We start from the raw sequence: 20,649 nt of genomic DNA, 5'->3' as shown, positions 1-20,649 counted from the left end.
GCAGGCCGAGCGGATGGTGTCGAGTGAGCTTCGAGCGGGATCTCGTGTCGCCGGAACCGGAGGGCGACGAGCGGGCGATCGAGGCCGCGCTGCGCCCCCGGCGCCTGGACGAGTTCATCGGGCAGGGCCGGGTGCGCGAGCAGCTGTCGCTGGTGCTGGAGAGCGCCCTGCGCCGCAACCGCCCGCCCGACCACGTCCTCATGAGCGGCGGCCCCGGGCTCGGCAAGACCACGCTCGCCATGATCATCGCCTCCGAGCTCGGCGCGCCGCTGCGGATGACCTCGGGCCCGGCGCTTGAGCGCGCGGGCGACCTGGCCGCGATCCTGTCCACGCTGACCGAGGGCGAGGTCCTGTTCATCGACGAGATCCACCGCATGGCCCGTCCCGCGGAGGAGATGCTCTACCTCGCGATGGAGGACTTCCGGGTCGACATCGTCGTCGGCAAGGGCCCGGGCGCCACCTCGATCCCTCTCGACATCGCTCCGTTCACGCTGGTCGGGGCCACGACCAGGGCGGGGCTGCTGCCGGCGCCGCTGCGCGACAGGTTCGGCTTCACCGCCCACATGGACTTCTACGAGGTGGCCGAGCTGGAGCGGGTGCTGCGGCGCTCCGCGAAGCTGCTGTCGGTCGAGCTGCCGGACGAGGGCGCCTACGAGATCGCCCGCCGTTCACGCGGCACGCCCCGCATCGCCAACCGCCTGCTGCGGCGGGTGCGCGACTTCGCCGAGGTCCGCGCGGAGGGCGTGATCACCCGGGAGGTCGCGGCGGCGGCGCTCAACCTCTACGAGGTCGACGCCGAGGGGCTGGACCGGCTCGACCGGGCCGTGCTCGACGCGCTGCTGCGCAAGTTCGGCGGCGGTCCGGTGGGCCTGTCGACGCTCGCGGTGGCGGTGGGGGAGGAGCCGGAGACCGTCGAGGTCGTGGCCGAGCCCTTCCTGGTGCGGCAGGGGCTGCTGGCCCGCACCCCGAGGGGCCGCGTCGCCACCGCCACCGCCTGGGCGCATCTCGGACTGACTCCGCCTCCCGACGCGGTCGGCTCGGCGGCGGTGCCCACGCTCTTCGACGACGCCTGAACGCCGGCGCCGGGGCCGAAGCGGAAACTGGGGCAAAGAGGTAACAGACCGATTGCGAAGCCCATGAAACGGGAACTTTCCTGCCCGCCGAGCCGTGGGTTCGTTGCCGGGCTTCTGCGGGCTCGCATACACTGCGTGGCTTGACTGGCCGCACACGATAGAAGTCGCGGTGGCCCGCGTGTGAAGCGCACAAGACCTCCGGCGTCAGGCCGGTTCATCACGTTACGAAAGGGTGGCCCCCGTGGGTAACAACCCGCTTGGGACGTTCCTGCCACTGATCTTGTTGGTAGTGGTGTTCTACTTCCTCCTGATCCGCCCGCAGCGCAAGCGGCAGCAGGAGCAGATCCAGATGCAGAACTCCCTCGCCCCAGGCGCCCGGGTCATGACCACGACAGGGCTGTTCGCGACGGTCGTCGCGCTGCAGGACGACGACGTCGTGCTGGAGGTGGCCCCCGGTGTCGAGACCCGCTGGGCCAAGGCGGCGATCGGCCGGGTGGTCACCCCTGTGGACGAGGTGACGGGCGGGGAGGCCGAGGAGACCGTGGCCGACGGTCCCGACACGGGGAACGGTGACGACACGAGCACCAAGCAGTCCTGAGTAGGCTGATCACAACTTTTCGACGAAAGAACTGACCTCCAGTGGCCCCACCGACCAGTAGCCAGAGCAAGCCTGGACGCACACTCCTGCTGCTCCTTGCGCTCATTCTCGTCATGGGCGCGACGGTCGCCCTCCAGAAGGCGTTCGTCCCCAAGTTCGGCCTCGACCTCGCGGGCGGCACGACCGTGACGCTCTCGCCGGTCTTGGCGAACGGGAAGACGCCGTCGCAGGAGAGCCTCGACCGAGCCGTGACGATCATCCGGCAGCGCGTCAACGGCACCGGCATCTCCGACGCCCAGGTCGCGAAGTCGAACGACAACATCGTGATCCAGATTCCGGGCGCGGGCCGGGACGAGGCGCTCCGGCTGGTGTCGACCACCGCCGAACTGCGCATGCGGCAGGTGCTCGCGGTGGCCGCCGCCACGAACCAGCCGGCTCAGGTGCCCACGGCGGCCCCGACGCCCAGCGGCTCGGCCGCGGCGACACCCGCCACCACTCCGGGCACGTCCGCGCCGGCCGGCGAGAGTGCGGCCCCCAACGGCAACGCGACTCCCGCGGGACGCGCCCTGTCGAAGGCGCTGACCGCGCCGTCGCCGGAGCCGAGCGCTTCGGAGCGGGCCGGGAACCACCGCAAGGCGGGGGCGGGAGCCGCCCGTGCCAACCGGGCGAAGGCGTCGCCCTCGGCGGCCGCGCCCAGTCCCACGCCGACGGCCGCTCCGCAGGACACGGGCGACCCACTGGCAGGTCAGGACACCAGCGGCATCGACCAGGCGCTGCTCACCGAGTTCCGCAAGATCGACTGCACCGCGAAGAACCGCGGCCAGGGCGCCATCGACGACCCGAACAAGCAGATCGTCGCCTGCAGCGACGACGGCTCGGCCCGCTACATCCTCGACAAGGCCGCGGTGCAGGGCACCGAGATCAGCGGGGCGCAGTCGGGCACCGACCCCACCACCGGTGAGTGGATCGTCCAGGTCGACTTCAAGTCGAAGGGCGCCACCCAGTTCGCCGACATCACCCGGCGCATCACGAGCCTGCCGGCCCCGCGCAACCAGCTCGCCAACGTGCTGGACGGCGTCGTCATCGTCGCTCCGACGATCGAGGAGGCCATCCCCGGCGGCAGCGCCCGCATCTCCGGCAGCTTCACGCAGACGACCGCCACCGAGCTGGCCGACCAGCTCAAGTACGGCGCGCTGCCCCTGAAGTTCAAGCAGAGCTCGGTCGTGTCGGTCTCCTCGACCCTCGGCCAGGACCAGCTCAAGGGCGGTCTCATCGCCGGCGCGCTCGGCCTGATCGTCGTCATGATCTACCTGCTGCTCTACTACCGCGGCCTGGGGCTCATCGGCATCGCGAGCCTGTGCGTGGCCACCGTGTTCACGTACCTGACGGTGGACGTGCTGAGCCACAACGCCGGCTTCCGGCTCTCGCTGCCGCACATCATCGGTCTGGTGGTCTCGATCGGCATCACTGCGGACTCGTTCATCGTCTACTTCGAACGGATCCGCGACGAGATCAAGGAGGGCCACCGCACGCTGCGCTCGGCGGTCGAGGTGGCATGGCGGCGCGCCCGGAGGACCATCATGGTCGCCGACGCCGTCATGTTCATCGCCGCGGTGGTGCTCTTCTTCCTCGCGGTCGGCGACGTGGCCGGCTTCGCGTTCGCGATGGGCCTGACGACGCTCATCGACATCGTGGTGGTGTTCCTGTTCACCAAGCCGCTGATGTCCCTCGTGGCGCGGTTGCGGTTCTTCTCCAAGGGCCACAAGCTGTCCGGACTCGACGCGGAGCGCATGGGTCGCACCAGCCCCGCCGATCAGACCCTGCAGGAGGCGTGATGCCGGGATTGATCAGCCGCCTCTACCGCGGCGACATCAACATCGACTTCGTCGGCAAGCGCAAGATCTGGTACGGCCTGTCGGTGTTCCTGCTGGCCGTCTCCATCCTCGGCCTGGCGCTGAACGGCCTGAACCTGGGCGTGGAGTTCCGCGGCGGCTCGGTGTTCGACTTCACGCGCACGCCCGGCTCCAGCATCGAGCAGGTCCGCGAGACGGTCGCGGACGCCGGAGTCCACCAGGTGATCGTGCAGCAGGCCGGTCCGAACTGGCGCGTCACCACCGAGAGCCTCGACGGCGGCGAGGTGACCAAGGTCCAGAGCACGATCGCCCAGAAGTACGGCATCGAGGAGGACCAGGTCAGCTCGCAGGTCATCGGTGCGACCTGGGGTGGCGAGGTCTCGCAGAAGGCCTGGATCGGCCTCGCGGTCTTCATGATCGCGATCATGCTGTACCTGTCGGTGGCCTTCGAGTGGCGGATGGCCCTCGCGGCGATCGTCGCCCTCGTCCACGACCTCGTGATCACCGCGGGCGTCTACGCCTGGTCGGGCTTCGAGGTCACCCCGGCGACCATGCTCGGCTTCCTCACGATCCTCGGTTACTCGTTGTACGACGCCGTCGTCGTCTTCGACATGATCAAGGAGGTCACGGGCAAGCTCGGCACGAGCGCGAAGATGACCTACACGCAGGCCGCCAACAACGCGCTCAGCCACACGCTGATCCGGTCGCTGAACACCTCGCTGGTGGCGATCCTGCCGGTGGCGGCGATCCTGTTCATCGGCACCACGCTGCTCGGCGCCGGCACGCTGAAGGACCTGTCGCTGGCCCTGTTCGTCGGCATGATCGTCGGCACCTACTCGTCCCTGTGCGTGGCGACGCCGATCCTGGTCACGCTGAAGGAGCGGGAGCCCAAGTGGCAGGCGCTGGCCCAGCGGGTGCACGCCAAGCAGGTCTCGGCGGCCAAGACCGCCACGAAGGAGCCGGTCCCGGCCGGCTCGCAGAAGGTCACCGCCACGGAGAAGCGCAAGAAGCGCTGATCCCGGCTCGTCGCAGGCGCCCTCGGAACCCTCCGGTTCCGGGGGCGTCTTCGCGTACCTCTGTCCCGTTAGGCTTGGGCGTCGTGACTGACTGGACGGCTCTCATCAGGGATGTCCCGGACTACCCCAAGCCCGGCATCCTCTTCAAGGACATCACGCCGCTGCTGGCGGACCACGCGGCCTTCACGCAGGTCGTGGACGAGCTCGGGGACGGCTTGGCCTTCGACAAGGTGGTGGGCATCGAGGCGCGGGGCTTCATCCTCGCCGCGCCGGTGGCCTACCGCAGCGGAGCGGGGTTCGTACCGGTGCGCAAAAAGGGCAAATTGCCCGCCGGTACGTACGAGGCGTCCTACGACCTGGAGTACGGCTCCGCGACGATCGAGGTGCACGCCGACGCCTTCGACCCCGGCGACCGGGTTCTGATCGTGGACGACGTCCTCGCCACGGGCGGCACGGCCAGGGCGGCCGTGGAGCTGGTCAGAAGGACGGGCGCGGAGGTCGTGTCCGTGTCCTTCCTGATGGAGCTGTCCTTCCTGTCCGGCCGCGAGCGGCTGCCGGGCCTGGACGTCCGCGCCCTGCTCACCGTCTGAGCCCGACGGGCCGGTCGGGGGGCACTCGGCCGAGAGTGCTGTGGCAGCACGGATACACTGTGGACTCTGGACTCGACGTGAGGAGTCTGTGTGCCCCGTGATGTGGTCGTGCCCGACAGCGCGCGGGTCGATCGCGGAGTGATCTCCCGCGACGCCCCCGAGCCCGTCGCAGACGTGCCCCCCGACGCGGCACGCGACCCCGCGGCGGTCCCGGAGGACAAGCCGGCGTCGCCGGCCACGCGACGGAGGCTCGCCCGTTTCGGGGGGCAGTGGGGTGCTATGAATCCGGTGTTGGAACCGCTCTTCAAGACGGTCCGTGCCACCCATCCCAAAGCAGACCTGCGGCTGATCGAGCGGGCGTACGACGTCGCCGCGTATCACCACCGCGATCAGAAGCGTAAGAGCGGCGACCCGTACATCACCCACCCGCTCGCGGTCGCGACGATCCTGGCGGAGCTGGGCACGGACGACGAGACGCTGTGCGCCGCCCTGCTGCACGACACGGTGGAGGACACCGCCTACAGCCTCGACGAGTTACGAGCCGACTTCGGCGACAACATCGCGTTGCTCGTCGACGGCGTGACCAAGCTCGACAAGGTGAAGTTCGGCGACGCGGCGCAGGCCGAGACCGTGCGCAAGATGGTGGTCGCGATGTCGCGCGACATCCGCGTGCTGGTCATCAAGCTGGCCGACCGGCTGCACAACATGCGGACCATGCGCTACATGCCCGAGCACAAGCGCCAGCAGAAGTCCCGCGAGACGCTGGAGATCTTCGCGCCGCTGGCCCACCGGCTCGGCATGAACACCATCAAGTGGGAGCTGGAGGACCTCGCGTTCGCCATGCTCTACCCGAAGCGGTACGACGAGATCGCCCGGATGGTGTCGGAGCGCGCGCCGCGCCGCGACCTGTTCCTGCACGAGGTCATCGAGAAGGTCTCCGCCGACCTGCGCGAGGCGAAGATCAAGGCGACCGTGCGCGGGCGGCCCAAGCACTACTACTCGATCTACCAGAAGATGATCGCCAAGGGCGTGGCCTTCGACGACATCTACGACCTGGTGGGCATCCGCGTCCTGGTCGACACGGTCCGCGACTGCTACGCCGCGCTCGGAACGATCCACGCCCAGTGGAAGCCGGTGCCGGGGCGGTTCAAGGACTACATCGCCATGCCCAAGTTCAACATGTACCAGTCGCTGCACACGACGGTCATGGGACCCGAGGGCAAGGCCATCGAGCTGCAGATCCGCACGCGGGCCATGCACAACCGCGCCGAGTACGGCGTGGCCGCGCACTGGAAGTACAAAGAGGAGATGGTCGGGGCCGGGCCCGGCAAGGTCAAGCAGGTCAACGACATGGCCTGGCTGCGCCAGCTGCTCGACTGGCAGAAGGAGACCTCCGACCCGGGGGAGTTCCTGGAGTCGCTGCGCTTCGACCTGTCGGTCTCGGAGGTGTTCGTCTTCACCCCGCGCGGCCAGGTGATCGCCCTGCCCGAGGGCGCGACCCCGGTCGACTTCGCGTACGCCGTGCACACCGAGGTCGGCCACCGATGTATCGGCGCGCGGGTCAACGGCAGGCTGGTCCCGCTGGAATCCCGCCTCGGCAACGGCGACACCGTGGAGATCTTCACGTCGAAGTCGCCGGACGCGGGACCGTCGAGGGACTGGCTGAAGTTCGTCAAGAGCGGCCGGGCCCGCAACAAGATCCGCCAGTGGTTCACCAAGGAGCGCCGCGAGACCGCCATCGAGGCGGGCAAGGAGGCGATCGGGCGGGCCATGCGCAAGCAGGGCCTGCCGCTGCAGCGGCTGATGTCCGGCGAGGCGCTGCTGGCTCTGGCCAGGGACCTGCGGTACGCCGACGTGTCCGCCCTCTACGCGGCGGTCGGCGAGGGGCACCTGACCGCACAGTCGGTCGTGGACAAGCTCGTACAGGCCCTGGGCGGCGTCGAGGGGGCCGAGGAGGACATCGCCGAGGCCCAGGTCCCCACGCGGCTCAAGGGCCGTCTCAGGGCCAACTCGAACGCCGGCGTGATGGTCGCGGGCGACCCGGACGTGTGGGTCCGCCTGTCGCGCTGCTGTACCCCGGTGCCGGGGGACGAGATCGTCGGGTTCGTCACGCGGGGGCACGGCGTCTCCGTGCACCGCACCAACTGCCCCAACGTGGAGCAGCTCAACGCCCACCCCGACCGGCTGGTGGAGGTCGCCTGGTCGCCAGGGGACGACTCGGTCTTCCTCGTCGCCATCCAGGTGGAGGCGCTCGACCGGCCCCGCCTGCTGTCGGACGTCACGCGGACCCTGTCCGACCAGCACGTGAACATCCTGTCGGCGTCGGTGACGACCAGCCGCGACCGGGTGGCGATCAGCAAGTTCACCTTCGAGATGGGCGATCCCAAGCACCTCGGCCACGTGCTCAAGGCGGTGCGCAACGTCGGGGGCGTCTACGACGTCTACCGCATCACCAGCTAACCCCTCCACGGGCGTGATCTTGTGGTTTGGCGCAGGGGTAGCGCGCGACGTGCGCGGACGGACTTCGTGATCTTGCACTGAACGTGTTCACGGCATGAAGGAGCCGGTGGACACGCTGTGCGTGATCATGCAATCGACGGGCGTGCAGCCGCGCGTCCCGACCTCGATGCATGATCACGAAGCCTGTTCGCCCAGGTCAGGGCGGAGTGAGCCGAATCCCGGCAAGACCACGGAATGCGTCCGCCCAGCTCGGCCCCCCGGCGTGCGACAAACTCCAAGATCACGCCGAGGGGGAGGGGTGGAAGAGGGGGTCAGGAGAACTCGGCGAGCGTGCGCTCCGCCTCCTGCAGCCAGGAGCGGCGGGCCGCAAGCGCCTCCTCCGCCTCCTTGACGTCCTTGTCCCGGCCGGCCGCCTGGGCCTTGCCCAGCCGCGTCTCCAGCTGGTCGATGGACCTGCGGAGCTGGTTGACCGTGTCCTGGGCGCGGGCCCTGGCCTCGGGGTTGGAGCGCTTCCACTCGTTGTCCTCGGCTCTGCGGACCGCGTCGTCGACCTTGCGCAGCCCGCCCTCCAGACGGTCACGCTGGTCGCGAGGCACCGGGCCCGCGGCCTCCCAGCGCTCCAGGATGCCCCGCAGCGCCGCACGCGCGCCACGCGCGTCGGTGACCGGCAGCAGCTTCTCGGCCTCGGCCAGCAGCGCCTCCTTCACCTCCGCGTTGGCCGCGAAGGAGGCGTCCCGCTCCGCGAACACCGCCGAGCGGGCCTGGAAGAACTGGTCCTGGGCGCCCTTGAAGCGTGCCCACAGCTCGTCCTCGACCTCGCGGGAGGCACGCCCGGCGGCCTTCCACTCGCGCATCAGCTCGCGGTAGGCCGCCGCGGTGGCGTTCCAGTCCGTCGAGTCCGCCAGCGCCTCCGCCTCGCTCACGATGCGCTCCTTGGTGCCGCGCACCGCGTCGCGCTGCTGGTCGAGCGAGGAGAAGTACGCCTTGCGCCGCTTGGCGAAGGCCGTACGCGCCGTGGACAGCCTCTTCCACAGCGTCGCCTCGGTGGCCCGGTCGACCCGCTCGGCGGCCTTCCACTCCTCGACGAGCTGCCGCAGCCGCTCGCCGCCGGACTTCCAGTGCGTCGTCTCCTCGGCGATGCGCTCGGCCTCGGCGACGATGCGCTCCTTCACCTCGCGGGCGTGCGCCCGGGCCTGGTCGCGCGCCGCCCGCAGCTCCTCGCGGCGCTTGCCGACCAGCTCGGTGAGCGCCGACAGCCGGTCCTGCAGCGAGCCGAGGTCGCCGACCGCGTGCGCCTCGGTCACCGACTCCCGCAGCTTGGCGATGCTCGCCTCGGCCTGGGCCGGAGCGAGATCGGTGCCGCGCACCCGCTGCTCCAGGAGCTGCACCTGGCCCGCCAGCTCGTCGAACTTCCGGCGGTAGTAGGCCAGCGCCTCCTCCGGCTCACCGGCCTGCCAGGACCCGACGGCCCGTTCTCCCTCAGCCGTACGCACGTAGACGGTGCCGTCCTCGTCTACCCGGCCCCACGGGTCGGTGCTCACCGTGTCCTCCCGCACTTGAATCAGCCTCCAGGGCTCGATGTGCCCTTGGTTGTATTACGTCAGCTCTTGCTGGTGATTGTCACGTCTTTGATGACCACGGGCTGCTTCGGAGCACCAGTGCCGTCCCCGCCGGCGCTGGCGATGACGCCCTTCTTGGCGACCTTGTCCACGATTTCGAGTCCTTTGGTCACCGTACCGAAAGGCGTGTAGTCGGGCGTCAGCCCGGTGTCCCCGAACACGATGAAGAACTGGCTTCCGTTGGTGTTCGGACCGCTGTTCGCCATCGCGAGCACGCCCCGCGTGTACTTCGCGCCCGCCAGGTTCTCGTTCGCGAAGCGATAGCCGGGGCCGCCCTGGCCGTCGGTCGGGTTCTTGCCGTCGGCCTTGGCCAGCGGGTCGCCGCACTGCAGGATCGGGAAGTCCGTGCCCATCCGGTGGCACTTCGTTTCGTCGAAGTAATCCTTGGACGCCAGGAACTTGAACGAGTTGACCGTGCAGGGCGCCTTCTCGCTGTCCAGCCTCGCGACGATGTCGCCGAGGTTGGTCTTGATGGTCATGGTCGCCGGGGCGGTGCTCACCTTCTCCGGCGGCATGCCGACGTTCTTGACCTGGCCGCTGCCCTCGTCGGCGACGTAGCCGCAGGTGCCCTTGGCCGGGTCGTACGGCTTGGGGTCGTTCGCGAGCGGCTGGCTGCTCGCCGACGCCGACGCCGACGCGGACGCCTTGGCGTCGCCGTCGTCGCTGCCGAGAAGGGTCGTCGCCGCGACCACTCCGCCGATCACCACCACCACGGCCGCGGTGGTGCCTATGATCGCGGTGCGCCGCGACTTCTGCTCTTGCTCCGTGCGCGCCCGCAGCTGCCGTTCGTAGTGTTCCCGGGCCAGCTGCCTCTGCCGGTCCTTGCCGGTGACCACTTCGACCTCCCGACTCGTCCTGTTTCCCATGGTCGTACGCCCGGACGCGGTCACGCCGGTGCGTACCCGCCACACCCGGGAGGTGCTCCGGGAACGGCGGCCTGTTCTATAGCATCCGGCTCGACTGCTCCAAGAATGACTATTGAGGTGGGCGAATCGTATCGGCTGACGGGTATTGGTTCGCAGCCTGCCGACCCGCACCGGTACCCTTCGGTTACATTCGCTCGCGCAATCCTTGATTGATCCGTAGAGACGCAGAGGCCGCTTCCGTGCTCGTCGCCGGGTTTCCCGCAGGGTCGTTCCAGACCAACTGTTACGTCGTCGCTCCCGCAGCAGGCGAGGAGTGCGTGGTCATCGACCCAGGTCAGGATGCCGTGGAGGATCTCGACGCGCTGTTGCGCGAGCACCGGCTGAAGCCGGTCGCGGTGCTGCTCACCCACGGTCACATCGATCACGTGTGGTCGGTGGCCCCGGTGTGCGGCGCCCGCGACGTGCCCGCGTGGATCCACCCGGAGGACCGCGATCTGCTGTCGGACCCGGCGAAGGGATTCCCGCCGCAGACGGGCCAGGCGTTCGGCGGTCTGAAACTTTCCGAGCCCGACGACGTGCGGGAGCTGGCCGACGGTGCCGTGCTGTCGCTGGCGGGGCTCGAGCTCACGGTCGAGCACAGGCCGGGCCATACCAGGGGGTCGGTGACGTTCCGGACGCCCGTCGAGGACTCCCAGGTCCTGTTCGCGGGCGACCTGCTGTTCGCCGGCTCCATCGGCCGCACCGACCTGCCCGGCGGCGACTACGCCGCCATCCTGCGCAGCCTCGCCGAGACGCTGACGCTGCCGGACGAGACCACGGTCCTGCCCGGCCACGGACCTCAGACGACCATCGGCCGCGAGCGCGCGACCAACCCCTTCCTCAGGGACGTCGCGCCGCACGCAGGCCCGACCAGGGGATTGTGATGACCTTTCAGGCGCCCAAGGGCACCTTCGACTGGATGCCGCCGCGTTCGGAGTGGGCTCTCGCCGTACGGGACGCCCTGGCCGAGCCGGCCCGCCGCGCCGGCTACGGCTACATCGAGACGCCGGCCTTCGAGGACACGGCGCTGTTCTCGCGCGGGGTCGGCGAGTCGACCGACATCGTGACCAAGGAGATGTACACGTTCACGAGCCGGGGCGGCCAGTCGCTGACGCTGCGCCCCGAGGGCACCGCTAGCGTGATGCGGGCCGTGCTCGAACACGGCCTGTACGGCGGACCGCTGCCGATCAAGCTCTGGTACTCGGGCAGCTACTTCCGCTACGAGCGGGCCCAGGCGGGGCGCTACCGCCACTTCTCGCAGGTGGGGGCCGAGGCCCTGGGGGCCGAGGACCCGGCGCTGGACGCCGAGCTGATCGTGCTGGCGATGGACGGCTACGCCTCGCTGGGCCTGCGCGGTGTGCGGCTGCTGCTGAACTCGCTCGGCTGCAAGGAGTGCCGCCCGGCCTACCGCGCCGCGCTGCAGGACTTCCTGCGCGGCCTGGACCTCGACGAGCCCACCCGCAACCGGATCGAGATCAACCCGCTGCGCGTGCTCGACGACAAGCGTCCTGAGGTGCGCGCGCAGCTGGAGAACGCGCCGCTCGTCACCGATCACCTGTGCGGGGCCTGCAAGGCCTACCACGAGGAGGTCAGGGGCCTGCTGACGGCCGCCGGCGTGGCGTACGAGGACGACCCCCGGCTCGTACGCGGCCTGGACTACTACACGCGCACGACCTTCGAGTTCCTGCACGACGGCCTGGGCGCCCAGTCGGCGGTCGGCGGGGGAGGACGTTACGACGGGCTGAGCGAGCAGATCGGCGGCCCGGCGCTGCCCAGCGTGGGCTGGGCCCTCGGGGTGGACCGCACGGTGCTTGCGATGGAGGCCGAGGGCCTGCTGGCCGAGCGGCCCCGCGGCGTCGAGGTGTTCGCGGTGCCGCTCGGCGAGGACGCCAGGCGGCGCGTGTTCCCGCTCGTGAGCGAGCTGCGCAGGGCCGGCCTCGCCGTCGACATGGCATTCGGCGGCCGTGGCGTCAAGGGCGCGATGAAGGCCGCCGACCGCAGCGGCGCGCGGTACGCGCTCATCCTCGGCGACCGAGATATCGAGGCGGGCGCCGTGCAAGTGAAGGACCTGACCACAGCCGACCAGACCGCGGTTCCGCTCGCGGAGGTCGTCCAGTTCTTGAAGGGGAAACTCTCGTGATCCGCACCCACGAGGCAGGCACGCTCCGCAAGGAGCACGCGGGCCAGAAGGTGACGCTGGCCGGATGGGTGGCGCGCCGGCGCGACCACGGCGGCGTGGTCTTCATCGACCTGCGCGACGCCTCCGGCTCGGCCCAGGTGGTCTTCCGCGAGGAGGACCACGCCCACGACCTGCGCGCGGAGTACTGCGTCAAGGTCACAGGCGAGGTACGCCAGCGTCCGGCCGGCAACGAGAACCTCGATCTGCCCACGGGTGAGATCGAGGTCGTCGCCTCCGAGGTGGAGGTGCTGAGCGAGTCGGCGCCGCTGCCGTTCCCGATCGAGGGCAGCTCGGGCGTGTCAGAGGAGGCGCGGCTGAAGTACCGCTACCTCGACATCCGCCGTCAGAAGATCGCCGACGCGCTGCGGATCCGCTCCCAGGCGACCTACCTCGCCAACGAGGTCATGCGTGAGCGCGGGTTCGTCTACGTCGAGACCCCGAGCCTGACCCGCTCGACGCCCGAGGGCGCCCGCGACTTCCTGGTGCCCGTGCGGCTCCAGCCGGGCAACTGGTACGCCCTGCCGCAGTCGCCGCAGCTGTTCAAGCAGCTCCTCATGGTCTCCGGCCTGGAGCGCTACTACCAGCTCGCCCGCTGCTTCCGCGACGAGGACCTGCGGGCCGACCGGCAGCCCGAGTTCACCCAGATCGACATCGAGATGTCGTTCGTCGACCAGGACGACGTGATCGAGCTGGGCGAGGCGCTCATCGGTCGGATCTGGAAGGAGACGATCGGCTACGAGCTGCCCACGCAGCTGCCGCGGATGACGTACGCCGAGGCGATGGCGCGGTACGGCTCGGACAAGCCCGACCTGCGCTTCGGCGTCGAGCTGACCGACCTCACGGACTACTTCTCCGGCACCTCGTTCCGCGTCTTCCAGGCGCCGTACGTGGGCGCGGTCGTGATGCCCGGCGGCGCCTCGCAGACCCGCAAGGAGCTCGACGCCTGGCAGGACTGGGCCAAGTCGCGCGGCGCGCGCGGCCTGGCGTACGTGCTGGTCCAGGAGGACGGCACGCTGGGCGGCCCGGTGGCCAAGAACCTGTCGGAGACCGAGCTCGCCGGCCTCGCCGGGAAGACCGGCGCCAAGCCCGGCGACGCGATCTTCTTCGCGGCCGGCGCGCCGGCGGCCTCCCGCGACCTGCTCGGCGCGGCCCGCCTGGAGATCGGCCGCCGCTGCGACCTGATCGACGAGTCGCAGTGGTCGTTCCTGTGGATCGTCGACGCGCCGATGTTCGAGGAGGACGGAGAGGGCGGCTGGACCCCGGTCCACCACCCGTTCACCTCCCCGAAGCCGGAGTGGGCCGACAACTTCCAGGACAACCCGGGTGAGGCCCTGGCCTACGCGTACGACATGGTCTGCAACGGCATGGAGATCGGCGGCGGCTCGATCCGTATCCACCGCGCCGAGATGCAGCAGCGCGTGTTCGACGTGCTCGGCATCTCCAAGGAGGAGGCCGAGAGCAAGTTCGGCTGGCTGCTGGAGGCGTTCAAGTACGGCCCGCCGCCGCACGGAGGCATCGCCTACGGCTGGGACCGCGTCTGCATGCTGCTGGCCGGCGGCGAGTCGATCCGGGACGTGATCGCGTTCCCGAAGACGGCGTCCGGCTACGACCCGCTGAGCGGGGCGCCCACCCCGATCAGCCCGGATCAGCGCAAGGAGGCCGGCGTGGACGCCACGCCCAAGGCCGACAAGGGCGAGTCCGCGCCCGCGCAGTAGAACGGCGGTAGAACGCGAGACGGCCCCCGCGACACCGGTCGCGGGGGCCGTCCTGTGTCCGGGACCGGTCAGACGATGGCCACGTCCTTGATGACGACCTTCTTCTTCGGCGCGTTGGAGCCCTCACCCCGCACGTCGGCGGTGGGGTCGCCGTTGAAGGGGATGATGCCGCCCCTGGCGATCTTGTCGATGACGTCCATGCCCCGGGTGACGACACCGATCATCGTGAAGGCGGCGCCCATGGCGGTCAGCTGGGTGTTCTCGTCCGTGAACGAGATGAAGAACTGGCTGCCGTTGGAGTTGGCGTCCTCCGTGGCCTGCGCCAGCCCGACCGTGCCGCGGGCGAGCGGCAGCCCGCCGAGGTTCTCGTCGTTGAACAGGTATCCCGGGCCGCCCGCGCCGTCGTTCTTGTTCTTTCCGTCGCCCTTGGCCAGCGGGTCGCCGCACTGCAGCATGCCGAGGCCGACGGTCTCCACCGTCGCGAGGCGGTGGCAGACGGTGTTGTCGAAGAAGTTCTTCTTGGCCAGGAACGCGAAGGAGTTCACCGCGCACGGCACGTCCTTCGTGGCCAGGTCGATGACGATCCGGCCCTGGTTCGTGGTGATGACCATCTTCTTGGCCGCGATGACCCCCCTGCTCAGCTTGCTGGGGGGGAAGCCCACGAACTTCGACGGGGCGCCCGTGTCGTCCTTGCGGTACTCGCAGGTGACCTGACGCAGGCTGGTGGGCGCGGCCGACGGCGTCGGCTGCGTCAGCTCGGTGTGCGTCACCTGGGGGCCCGTGGAATCGGAGGACGACGGTGAGGCCGATGGGGTGGCCTTCGCTGTGTTGTCGGCCGAGCCGTCACTGCAGGCCACCAGGCTGCCCGCCAGCGCGAGAAGCCCCAGCCCGGCGCCGAGGGTGCCACGCAGGCGGCGACGGGGGGTGGTCGCGCGCCCGGTCGTGCTCACGCGCGAAGCCGGTTGCTTCTGCCGATCAGTGTCGGTCACCGCTATGCCTTCCCTTTCCCCTTTTGTTACGACGAGCCGCCACTCTATCCGTGATCCCGTCGGCTTCGTGTAAAACGGACGTCCCAGGGGTATCACGACGGTTTGCGCTCATCTTGCTCTCAGATCTGCCTGGGAACCTCCTGCCGAGCGAATCCGTAGACCGGGGGACAACCCGCGATCCGTGCCCCCGGCCGCCGTCTCCAGGAGCGATGCACGATGTTCGACCAGGTCCTCGGGCTCCCGGCCCATGCTCTCATCGTCCACGCGGCAGTGATCTTCGTGCCGCTGCTCGCGGCGCTGTCGATCGCGTACGCCGCGCTGCCCCGCCTGCGGCACAAGCTCGACTGGGCCCTGGTGGCGACCGCCGTGGTGGCACTCGGCGCGGCGTTCGCGGCCAAGGAGAGCGGGGAGGCGCTGGAGGCCCGGATGTTCCAGGGCCGGCCCTCCCCGGCTATCGAGGTCCACAGCGGGTTCGCGGACGTTCTCGTGCCGGTGACCGCGCTGCTGACCGTCGCGTCGCTGCTGATGGTGTGGCTCACCCGGGCCCGCCGCGCCCCCGAGGGCGGCCGCTCGCGGGCCGTCGCCCTGGTCGTGTCGGCCGTCGCCGTGATCCTCGCCGTGGTCGTCGGCTACTACGTCGTGCGGACCGGGCACACGGGTGCGACGGCCGTGTGGGGCGCCTGACGGTAGTGTCGGCGATGTGGAGAGCCTGTTCGATTCGGCCGCCGAGGAGGCGCATCGGGGCCAGGAGCCGCTGGCCGTGCGGATGCGGCCGCGCTCGCTGGAGGAGGTGATCGGCCAGCGGCACCTGCTGGGGCCCGGCACGCCGCTGCGCCGGCTGGTGGAGAGCGACGCCCCGATGTCGCTGTTCCTGTGGGGACCCCCGGGCACCGGCAAGACCACGCTGGCGTACGTCGTGGCGGGCGCGACCAAGCGGAGGTTCGTGGAGATCTCGGCCGTCTCCGCCGGGGTCAAGGACGTGCGCGCCGCCATCGACCAGGCCCGCCGCGAGCTCGGCATGACCGGCAGGCAGACCGTGCTGTTCGTGGACGAGGTCCACCGGTTCAACAAGGCGCAGCAGGACGCGCTGCTGCCGGCGGTGGAGAACCGCTGGGTCACCTTCATCGGCGCGACCACCGAGAACCCGTTCTTCTCCGTCATCTCACCGCTGCTGTCCCGCTCGCTGCTGCTCACCCTCGAACCGCTGGCGGAGGACGACGTCCGCGGCGTCCTGGAGCGCGCGGTGGCCGACCCGCGCGGCCTCGGCGGGCGCGTCACGCTGCACCCCGACGCCCTCGACCAGCTCGTACGGCTGGCCGGCGGCGACGCCCGGCGCTCGCTCACCTACCTGGAAGCCGCCGCGATGCTGGCCGACGAGGTCACCGCGGAGGTGACGGTCGAGGTCGTGGAGAAGGCCGTCGACAAGGCGGCCGTGCGCTACGACCGCCAGGGCGACCAGCACTACGACGTGGTCAGCGCGTTCATCAAGAGCATGCGGGGCTCGGACGCCGACGCGGCGCTGCACTACCTCGCCCGGATGGTGGAGGCGGGGGAGGACCCGAGGTTCATCGCCCGCCGGATCGTGATCTTCGCCAGCGAGGACGTGGGCATGGCCGATCCCACGTGCCTGCAGGTCGCGGTGGCCGCCGCCCAGGCCGTGGAGTTCATCGGCCTGCCCGAGGGCAGGATCAACCTCGCCCAGGCGGTCGTCCACTGCGCGCTGGCGCCCAAGTCGAACGCGGTCGTGAAGGCGATCGGCGCGGCCTCCGACGACGTGCGGCGCGGAATGGTGGGCCGCATCCCCGACCACCTGCGCGACGCCCACTACCCGGGGGCGAAGAAGCTCGGTCACGGCAAGGGCTACCAGTACCCGCACGACTTCGAGCACGGCCTCGTCCGCCAGGACTACGCGCCGGAGGAGCTGCGGGAGCGCCGCTACTACGAGCCGACCACCCACGGCGCGGAGGCGCGGTTCGCCGAGCGCTGGGCGAAGATCCGGAGCTTCCTGCGCGGCGGCTGAGCACCGCCGCCGTGCGGTCCGCTAGGTGTGACACGGATCGGCACGGGTGTGTGATGCGGAGCGGCCTGGGTGTGTGATGCGGAGCAGCCTGGGTGTGTGGTGCGGAGCAGCCTGGGTGTGTGGTGCGGAACGGCGGGCAGGTCGTTCGCGATAAGGTCTTGCCATTCCAGCTCCGTTGATCTAGGGAGATCGGCACATGCTTACCGCGGGAGAGCTGGCGGGCCTCGTGGTCGCCATTTTCTGGGTGATCCTGGTCTGCTTCATGGTCGTCGTGCTGGTCAGGCTGGCCAGACTGCTGACCGAGACCCGCAAGTCGGTGGCCGAGCTGAGCGACCGGATCGCCCCGCTCCTCGACGACATGAGCCAGACCGTCTCCGAGGCCAACCGGCGGCTGGCGGCGGCCGAGGAGATCACGGACAACATGCGTGATGTCAGCGGCAACATGGTCAAGATCACTGGGGTGGCGTCCACGCTGTTCGCCGGTCCGGTGCTCAAGATCTCCGCCTTCAGGGACGGTGTGCGCCTGGCGCTGGCCCGGCGTGCCGCCCGCGGCGTTCCGGCTCGGCGTGCCGCCCGCGGCGGCCCCCGTACCGGCCCCCGCACCGGCCCTAGGACCGCGGACAGGATCAGCGAGCGGCACGCGGCCGAGCGCGCCGTGGAGCGCCGGGCCATCGGGAGGGGACGCGGATGATCCGGCGGCTCTTCTATATGTCCCTGGGCGCGTTCCTCACGGTCTGGACCATGCGTAAGCTTCAGTCGTTGCGGCCCGACCACGTGGCCAGGCGCACCGCCGACCGCGCGGTGAGCCTCACGGATCAGCTCAGGGACTTCGCCGGCGAGGTGCGCCGGCTGTCGGCGAGCAGGGAAACCGAGTTGCGCGCCGAGTTCGGGCTCGAGACGGTTGATGGAAGCACCACAAGCAAGAACTCAATCTACGACGTAAAGGACGGCCGCTGAAATGGAGTCGGCAGAGATCGCGCGCCGCTTCCTGCGCTTCTTCGAGGAGCGCGGGCACACAGTCGTGCCCTCGGCCAGCCTGGTCGCCGAGGACCCGACACTGCTTCTCGTGAACGCGGGGATGGTCCCGTTCAAGCCCTTCTTTCTGGCGCAGCAGACGCCGCCGTACCGGCGGGCGACCAGCGCGCAGAAGGTCATGCGCACCCTCGACATCGACGAGGTCGGCAAGACCACCCGCCACGCCAGCTTCTTCCAGATGCTCGGCAACTTCTCCTTCGGCGACTACTTCAAGGAGCAGGCGATCCCGTTCGCCTGGGAGCTGCTGACGCGGCCCGAGTCCGACGGCGGCTTCGGCTTCCCGGAGGAGCGCCTGTGGGCGACCGTCTACCTGGACGACGACGAGGCCCAGGACATCTGGCACCGCAAGGTCGGCCTGCCGCTCGACCGCATCCAGCGCCGTGACCTGGCCGACAACTACTGGCACATGGGCGTCCCCGGGCCGGGCGGCCCCTGCTCGGAGATCTACTATGACCGCGGCCCCGAGTACGGCCGCGAGGGCGGGCCGATCGCCGACGAGAACCGCTACCTCGAGGTGTGGAACCTCGTCTTCATGCAGTTCCAGCTCAGCGCGGTCCGCGCCAAGACCGACTTCGACGTGGCGGGCGAGCTGCCGGCCAAGAACATCGACACCGGCATGGGCCTGGAGCGCATGGCGGCCATCCTGCAGGGCGTCGACAACATCTACGAGATCGACACCACGTACAAGATCCTCGACACGGCGGCCGATCTGACCCGGTCGCGCTACGGGCGCGACAAGCGCGCCGACGTGTCGCTGCGGGTGATCGCCGACCACATGCGGGCGGGCGTCATGCTCGTCGGCGACGGCGTGCTGCCGTCCAACGAGGGCCGGGGCTACGTGCTGCGCCGCATGCTGCGCCGCGCGATCCGCAACCTCCGCCTGCTCGGCGCGGGCGAGGAGCGGCACATGCACCCGCTCACCGCCGTCACCATCGACGTGATGGGCGAGCAGTACCCCGAGCTCAAGGCCGACGCGGCCAACATCCACACGGTCATCGACGCCGAGGAGGCGTCGTTCCTCGGCACGCTGCGTACCGGTACGGCGATCTTCGACGTCGCGGTGGAGGAGACCAAGCGCAAGGGCGCCTCGACGCTCGGCGGCGACCAGGCGTTCCAGCTCCACGACACCTACGGCTTCCCGATCGACCTCACCCTGGAGATGGCGGCCGAGCAGGGCCTCCAGGTGGACGAGGAGGGCTTCCGCCGGCTGATGAAGGAGCAGCGGGACCGCGCCAAGGCGGACGCCGCGGCGAAGAAGACCGGCAACGCCGACATCTCGGTGTTCACCGGCATCCTGGAGAAGTCCGGGAAGGTCGACTTCCTCGGCTACGACCACACCACCGCCGAGGCCAACGTCATCGGCCTGCTCGTCGACGGCGCGTCGGTTCCGGCGGCCGGCGCGGGGACCACGCTGGAGGTCGTGCTCGACCGCACCCCGTTCTACGCGGAGGGCGGTGGTCAGCTCTCCGACCAGGGCCTGATCCGCACGGGCGGCGCGGAGATCGAGATCGTGGACGTCCAGTCCCCGGTGTCCGGCCTCGTCGTGCACCGCGGCAAGGTGCGCACCGGCGAGGTGCGGGTCGGCGACCAGGCGCAGGCCGACATCGACCTGGAGCGGCGCCGCGCGATCTCCCGCAGCCACACCGCGACCCACCTGGTCCACCGGGGGTTCCGCAACGCGCTCGGCGAGTCGGCGGCCCAGGCGGGCTCGGAGAACTCCCCGGGCCGCTTCCGCTTCGACTTCACCGCGGCCGGGGCTGTCTCCCCGTCGATGCTGCGCGACGTCGAGGACGAGGTGAACGCCGTCCTGATCAACGACCTCAAGGTCAACGCGTTCTACACCAGCCAGGCGCAGGCCCGTGCGATGGGCGCGCTCGCGCTGTTCGGCGAGAAGTACGGCGACGAGGTCCGGGTCGTCGAGGTCGGCGACTACTCCCGCGAGCTGTGCGGCGGCACGCACGTGGCCAGCTCCGGCCAGCTCGGTCTCGTGAAGGTGCTGGGCGAGTCGTCCATCGGCGCGGGAGTGCGCCGCGTGGAGGCGCTCGTCGGCATCGACGCGTTCCGGTTCCTGGCCCGCGAGAGCGTGCTGGTCGCCCAGCTCAGCGAGCAGCTCAAGACGCGCCGGGAGGAGCTGCCCGAGCGCATCGAGGGCATCGTCACCCGGCTGCGTACGGCGGAGAAGGAGCTGGACAAGCTCCGCTCGGCGCAGGTGCTCGCGGTGGCCGGCGAGCTCGCCGCGCAGGCCCGCGACATGCAGGGCGTCTCCGTGGTGACGCACCGCGCGCCTGATGGCACCACCGCCGACGACCTGCGTAAACTCGCCCTCGATGTGCGCGGCAGGTTCCCTGGCGACCGCGCCGCGGTCGTCGTCGTCTCAGGCGTCCCCTCCGACCGGCCGGTCGTCGTCGCCGCGGTCAACGAGGCGGGACGCGAGCGGGGCCTGAAGGCGGGCCGGCTTGTCGGCGTCGCCGCCAAGGCACTCGGGGGTGGCGGTGGCGGCAAGGACGACGTGGCCCAGGGCGGCGGCACGCGGCCCGAGGCGATCGGCGACGCGCTTCGCGCGGTCGAGGAGGCAATCTCCTCCGCGGTGGCGTGAG

At 70.2% G+C, this 20,649-nt stretch carries 17 protein-coding genes; 14 read left to right on the top strand and 3 right to left on the bottom strand.

Annotation, left to right across the window (positions count from 1 at the left end; translation table 11 throughout):
• Nucleotides 1-23: 23 nt before the first annotated feature.
• The 6 genes from ruvB (at nucleotide 24) to ACIBK1_RS07620 (ending at nucleotide 7,590) form a co-directional block, all read left to right on the top strand.
• Entirely contained in the window at nucleotides 24-1,073 is a 1,050-nt protein-coding gene (gene ruvB, locus ACIBK1_RS07645; RefSeq protein ID WP_030504958.1) for a Holliday junction branch migration DNA helicase RuvB, read from the top strand.
• 241 nt (nucleotides 1,074-1,314) lie between these two features.
• Entirely contained in the window at nucleotides 1,315-1,671 is a 357-nt protein-coding gene (yajC, locus tag ACIBK1_RS07640) for a preprotein translocase subunit YajC (RefSeq protein ID WP_036404336.1), read from the top strand.
• Nucleotides 1,672-1,784: 113 nt separating this feature from the next.
• On the top strand, nucleotides 1,785-3,506 hold the full coding sequence (gene secD, locus ACIBK1_RS07635; RefSeq protein WP_051761065.1) for a protein translocase subunit SecD: 1,722 nt from the start codon (nucleotides 1,785-1,787) through the stop codon (nucleotides 3,504-3,506).
• Nucleotides 3,506-4,540, top strand: coding sequence for a protein translocase subunit SecF (secF, locus tag ACIBK1_RS07630; RefSeq protein WP_030504955.1), 1,035 nt, complete (start codon nucleotides 3,506-3,508; stop codon nucleotides 4,538-4,540). Before secD ends, secF begins: the two co-directional genes overlap by 1 nt.
• An 83-nt stretch (nucleotides 4,541-4,623) precedes the next feature.
• On the top strand, nucleotides 4,624-5,130 hold the full coding sequence (locus ACIBK1_RS07625; RefSeq protein WP_030504954.1) for an adenine phosphoribosyltransferase: 507 nt from the start codon (nucleotides 4,624-4,626) through the stop codon (nucleotides 5,128-5,130).
• Nucleotides 5,131-5,409: 279 nt separating this feature from the next.
• Nucleotides 5,410-7,590, top strand: coding sequence for a RelA/SpoT family protein (locus ACIBK1_RS07620; RefSeq protein WP_143734128.1), 2,181 nt, complete (start codon nucleotides 5,410-5,412; stop codon nucleotides 7,588-7,590).
• Between the two features lie 311 nt (nucleotides 7,591-7,901).
• Here ACIBK1_RS07620 and ACIBK1_RS07615 read toward each other — a convergent pair whose 3' ends face one another.
• Nucleotides 7,902-9,131: a DUF349 domain-containing protein gene (locus tag ACIBK1_RS07615; protein ID WP_030504952.1), complete on the bottom strand. Its 1,230-nt coding sequence runs from the start codon at nucleotides 9,129-9,131 to the stop codon at nucleotides 7,902-7,904.
• Nucleotides 9,132-9,190: 59 nt separating this feature from the next.
• Nucleotides 9,191-10,045, bottom strand: coding sequence for a peptidylprolyl isomerase (locus ACIBK1_RS07610; RefSeq protein ID WP_156080671.1), 855 nt, complete (start codon nucleotides 10,043-10,045; stop codon nucleotides 9,191-9,193).
• Between the two features lie 269 nt (nucleotides 10,046-10,314).
• Here ACIBK1_RS07610 and ACIBK1_RS07605 point away from each other — a divergent pair, with 269 nt between their 5' ends.
• From ACIBK1_RS07605 to aspS, 3 genes are read left to right on the top strand one after another with little or no spacing between them, the layout of a single operon-like run.
• Nucleotides 10,315-10,998: an MBL fold metallo-hydrolase gene (locus ACIBK1_RS07605; RefSeq protein WP_363531667.1), complete on the top strand. Its 684-nt coding sequence runs from the start codon at nucleotides 10,315-10,317 to the stop codon at nucleotides 10,996-10,998.
• A complete protein-coding gene (hisS, locus tag ACIBK1_RS07600) occupies nucleotides 10,998-12,254 on the top strand; it encodes a histidine--tRNA ligase (RefSeq protein WP_030504949.1) in 1,257 nt (418 codons plus the stop codon). Before ACIBK1_RS07605 ends, hisS begins: the two co-directional genes overlap by 1 nt.
• Nucleotides 12,251-14,008: an aspartate--tRNA ligase gene (gene aspS, locus ACIBK1_RS07595; protein ID WP_030504948.1), complete on the top strand. Its 1,758-nt coding sequence runs from the start codon at nucleotides 12,251-12,253 to the stop codon at nucleotides 14,006-14,008. The genes hisS and aspS overlap by 4 nt, the downstream gene beginning before the upstream one ends.
• A 68-nt stretch (nucleotides 14,009-14,076) precedes the next feature.
• Here the strand turns inward: aspS and ACIBK1_RS07590 are convergent, their stop codons facing one another.
• On the bottom strand, nucleotides 14,077-14,958 hold the full coding sequence (locus tag ACIBK1_RS07590) for a peptidylprolyl isomerase (RefSeq protein WP_231513661.1): 882 nt from the start codon (nucleotides 14,956-14,958) through the stop codon (nucleotides 14,077-14,079).
• 255 nt (nucleotides 14,959-15,213) lie between these two features.
• Between ACIBK1_RS07590 and ACIBK1_RS07585 the strand changes: the two genes are divergently transcribed.
• From ACIBK1_RS07585 to alaS, 5 genes are all read left to right on the top strand, one after another.
• Nucleotides 15,214-15,681, top strand: coding sequence for a DUF2231 domain-containing protein (locus ACIBK1_RS07585; RefSeq protein WP_030504946.1), 468 nt, complete (start codon nucleotides 15,214-15,216; stop codon nucleotides 15,679-15,681).
• Nucleotides 15,682-15,697: 16 nt separating this feature from the next.
• Nucleotides 15,698-17,017, top strand: coding sequence for a replication-associated recombination protein A (locus tag ACIBK1_RS07580; protein WP_030504945.1), 1,320 nt, complete (start codon nucleotides 15,698-15,700; stop codon nucleotides 17,015-17,017).
• A gap of 196 nt (nucleotides 17,018-17,213) precedes the next feature.
• Nucleotides 17,214-17,708, top strand: coding sequence for a DUF948 domain-containing protein (locus tag ACIBK1_RS07575; RefSeq protein ID WP_030504944.1), 495 nt, complete (start codon nucleotides 17,214-17,216; stop codon nucleotides 17,706-17,708).
• The gene (locus ACIBK1_RS07570) at nucleotides 17,705-17,974 is read left to right on the top strand and encodes a hypothetical protein (RefSeq protein WP_030504943.1); all 270 of its coding nucleotides are present in this window, start codon (nucleotides 17,705-17,707) and stop codon (nucleotides 17,972-17,974) included. Before ACIBK1_RS07575 ends, ACIBK1_RS07570 begins: the two co-directional genes overlap by 4 nt.
• Nucleotide 17,975: 1 nt before the next feature.
• Entirely contained in the window at nucleotides 17,976-20,648 is a 2,673-nt protein-coding gene (gene alaS, locus ACIBK1_RS07565; protein WP_030504942.1) for an alanine--tRNA ligase, read from the top strand.
• Nucleotide 20,649 lies beyond the last annotated feature (1 nt).

It is taken from the genome of Microbispora rosea, from assembly GCF_044460045.1.
Classification (GTDB): Bacteria; Actinomycetota; Actinomycetes; order Streptosporangiales; family Streptosporangiaceae; genus Microbispora; species Microbispora rosea.
This window is presented reverse-complemented; position numbering and strand designations above follow the sequence as displayed.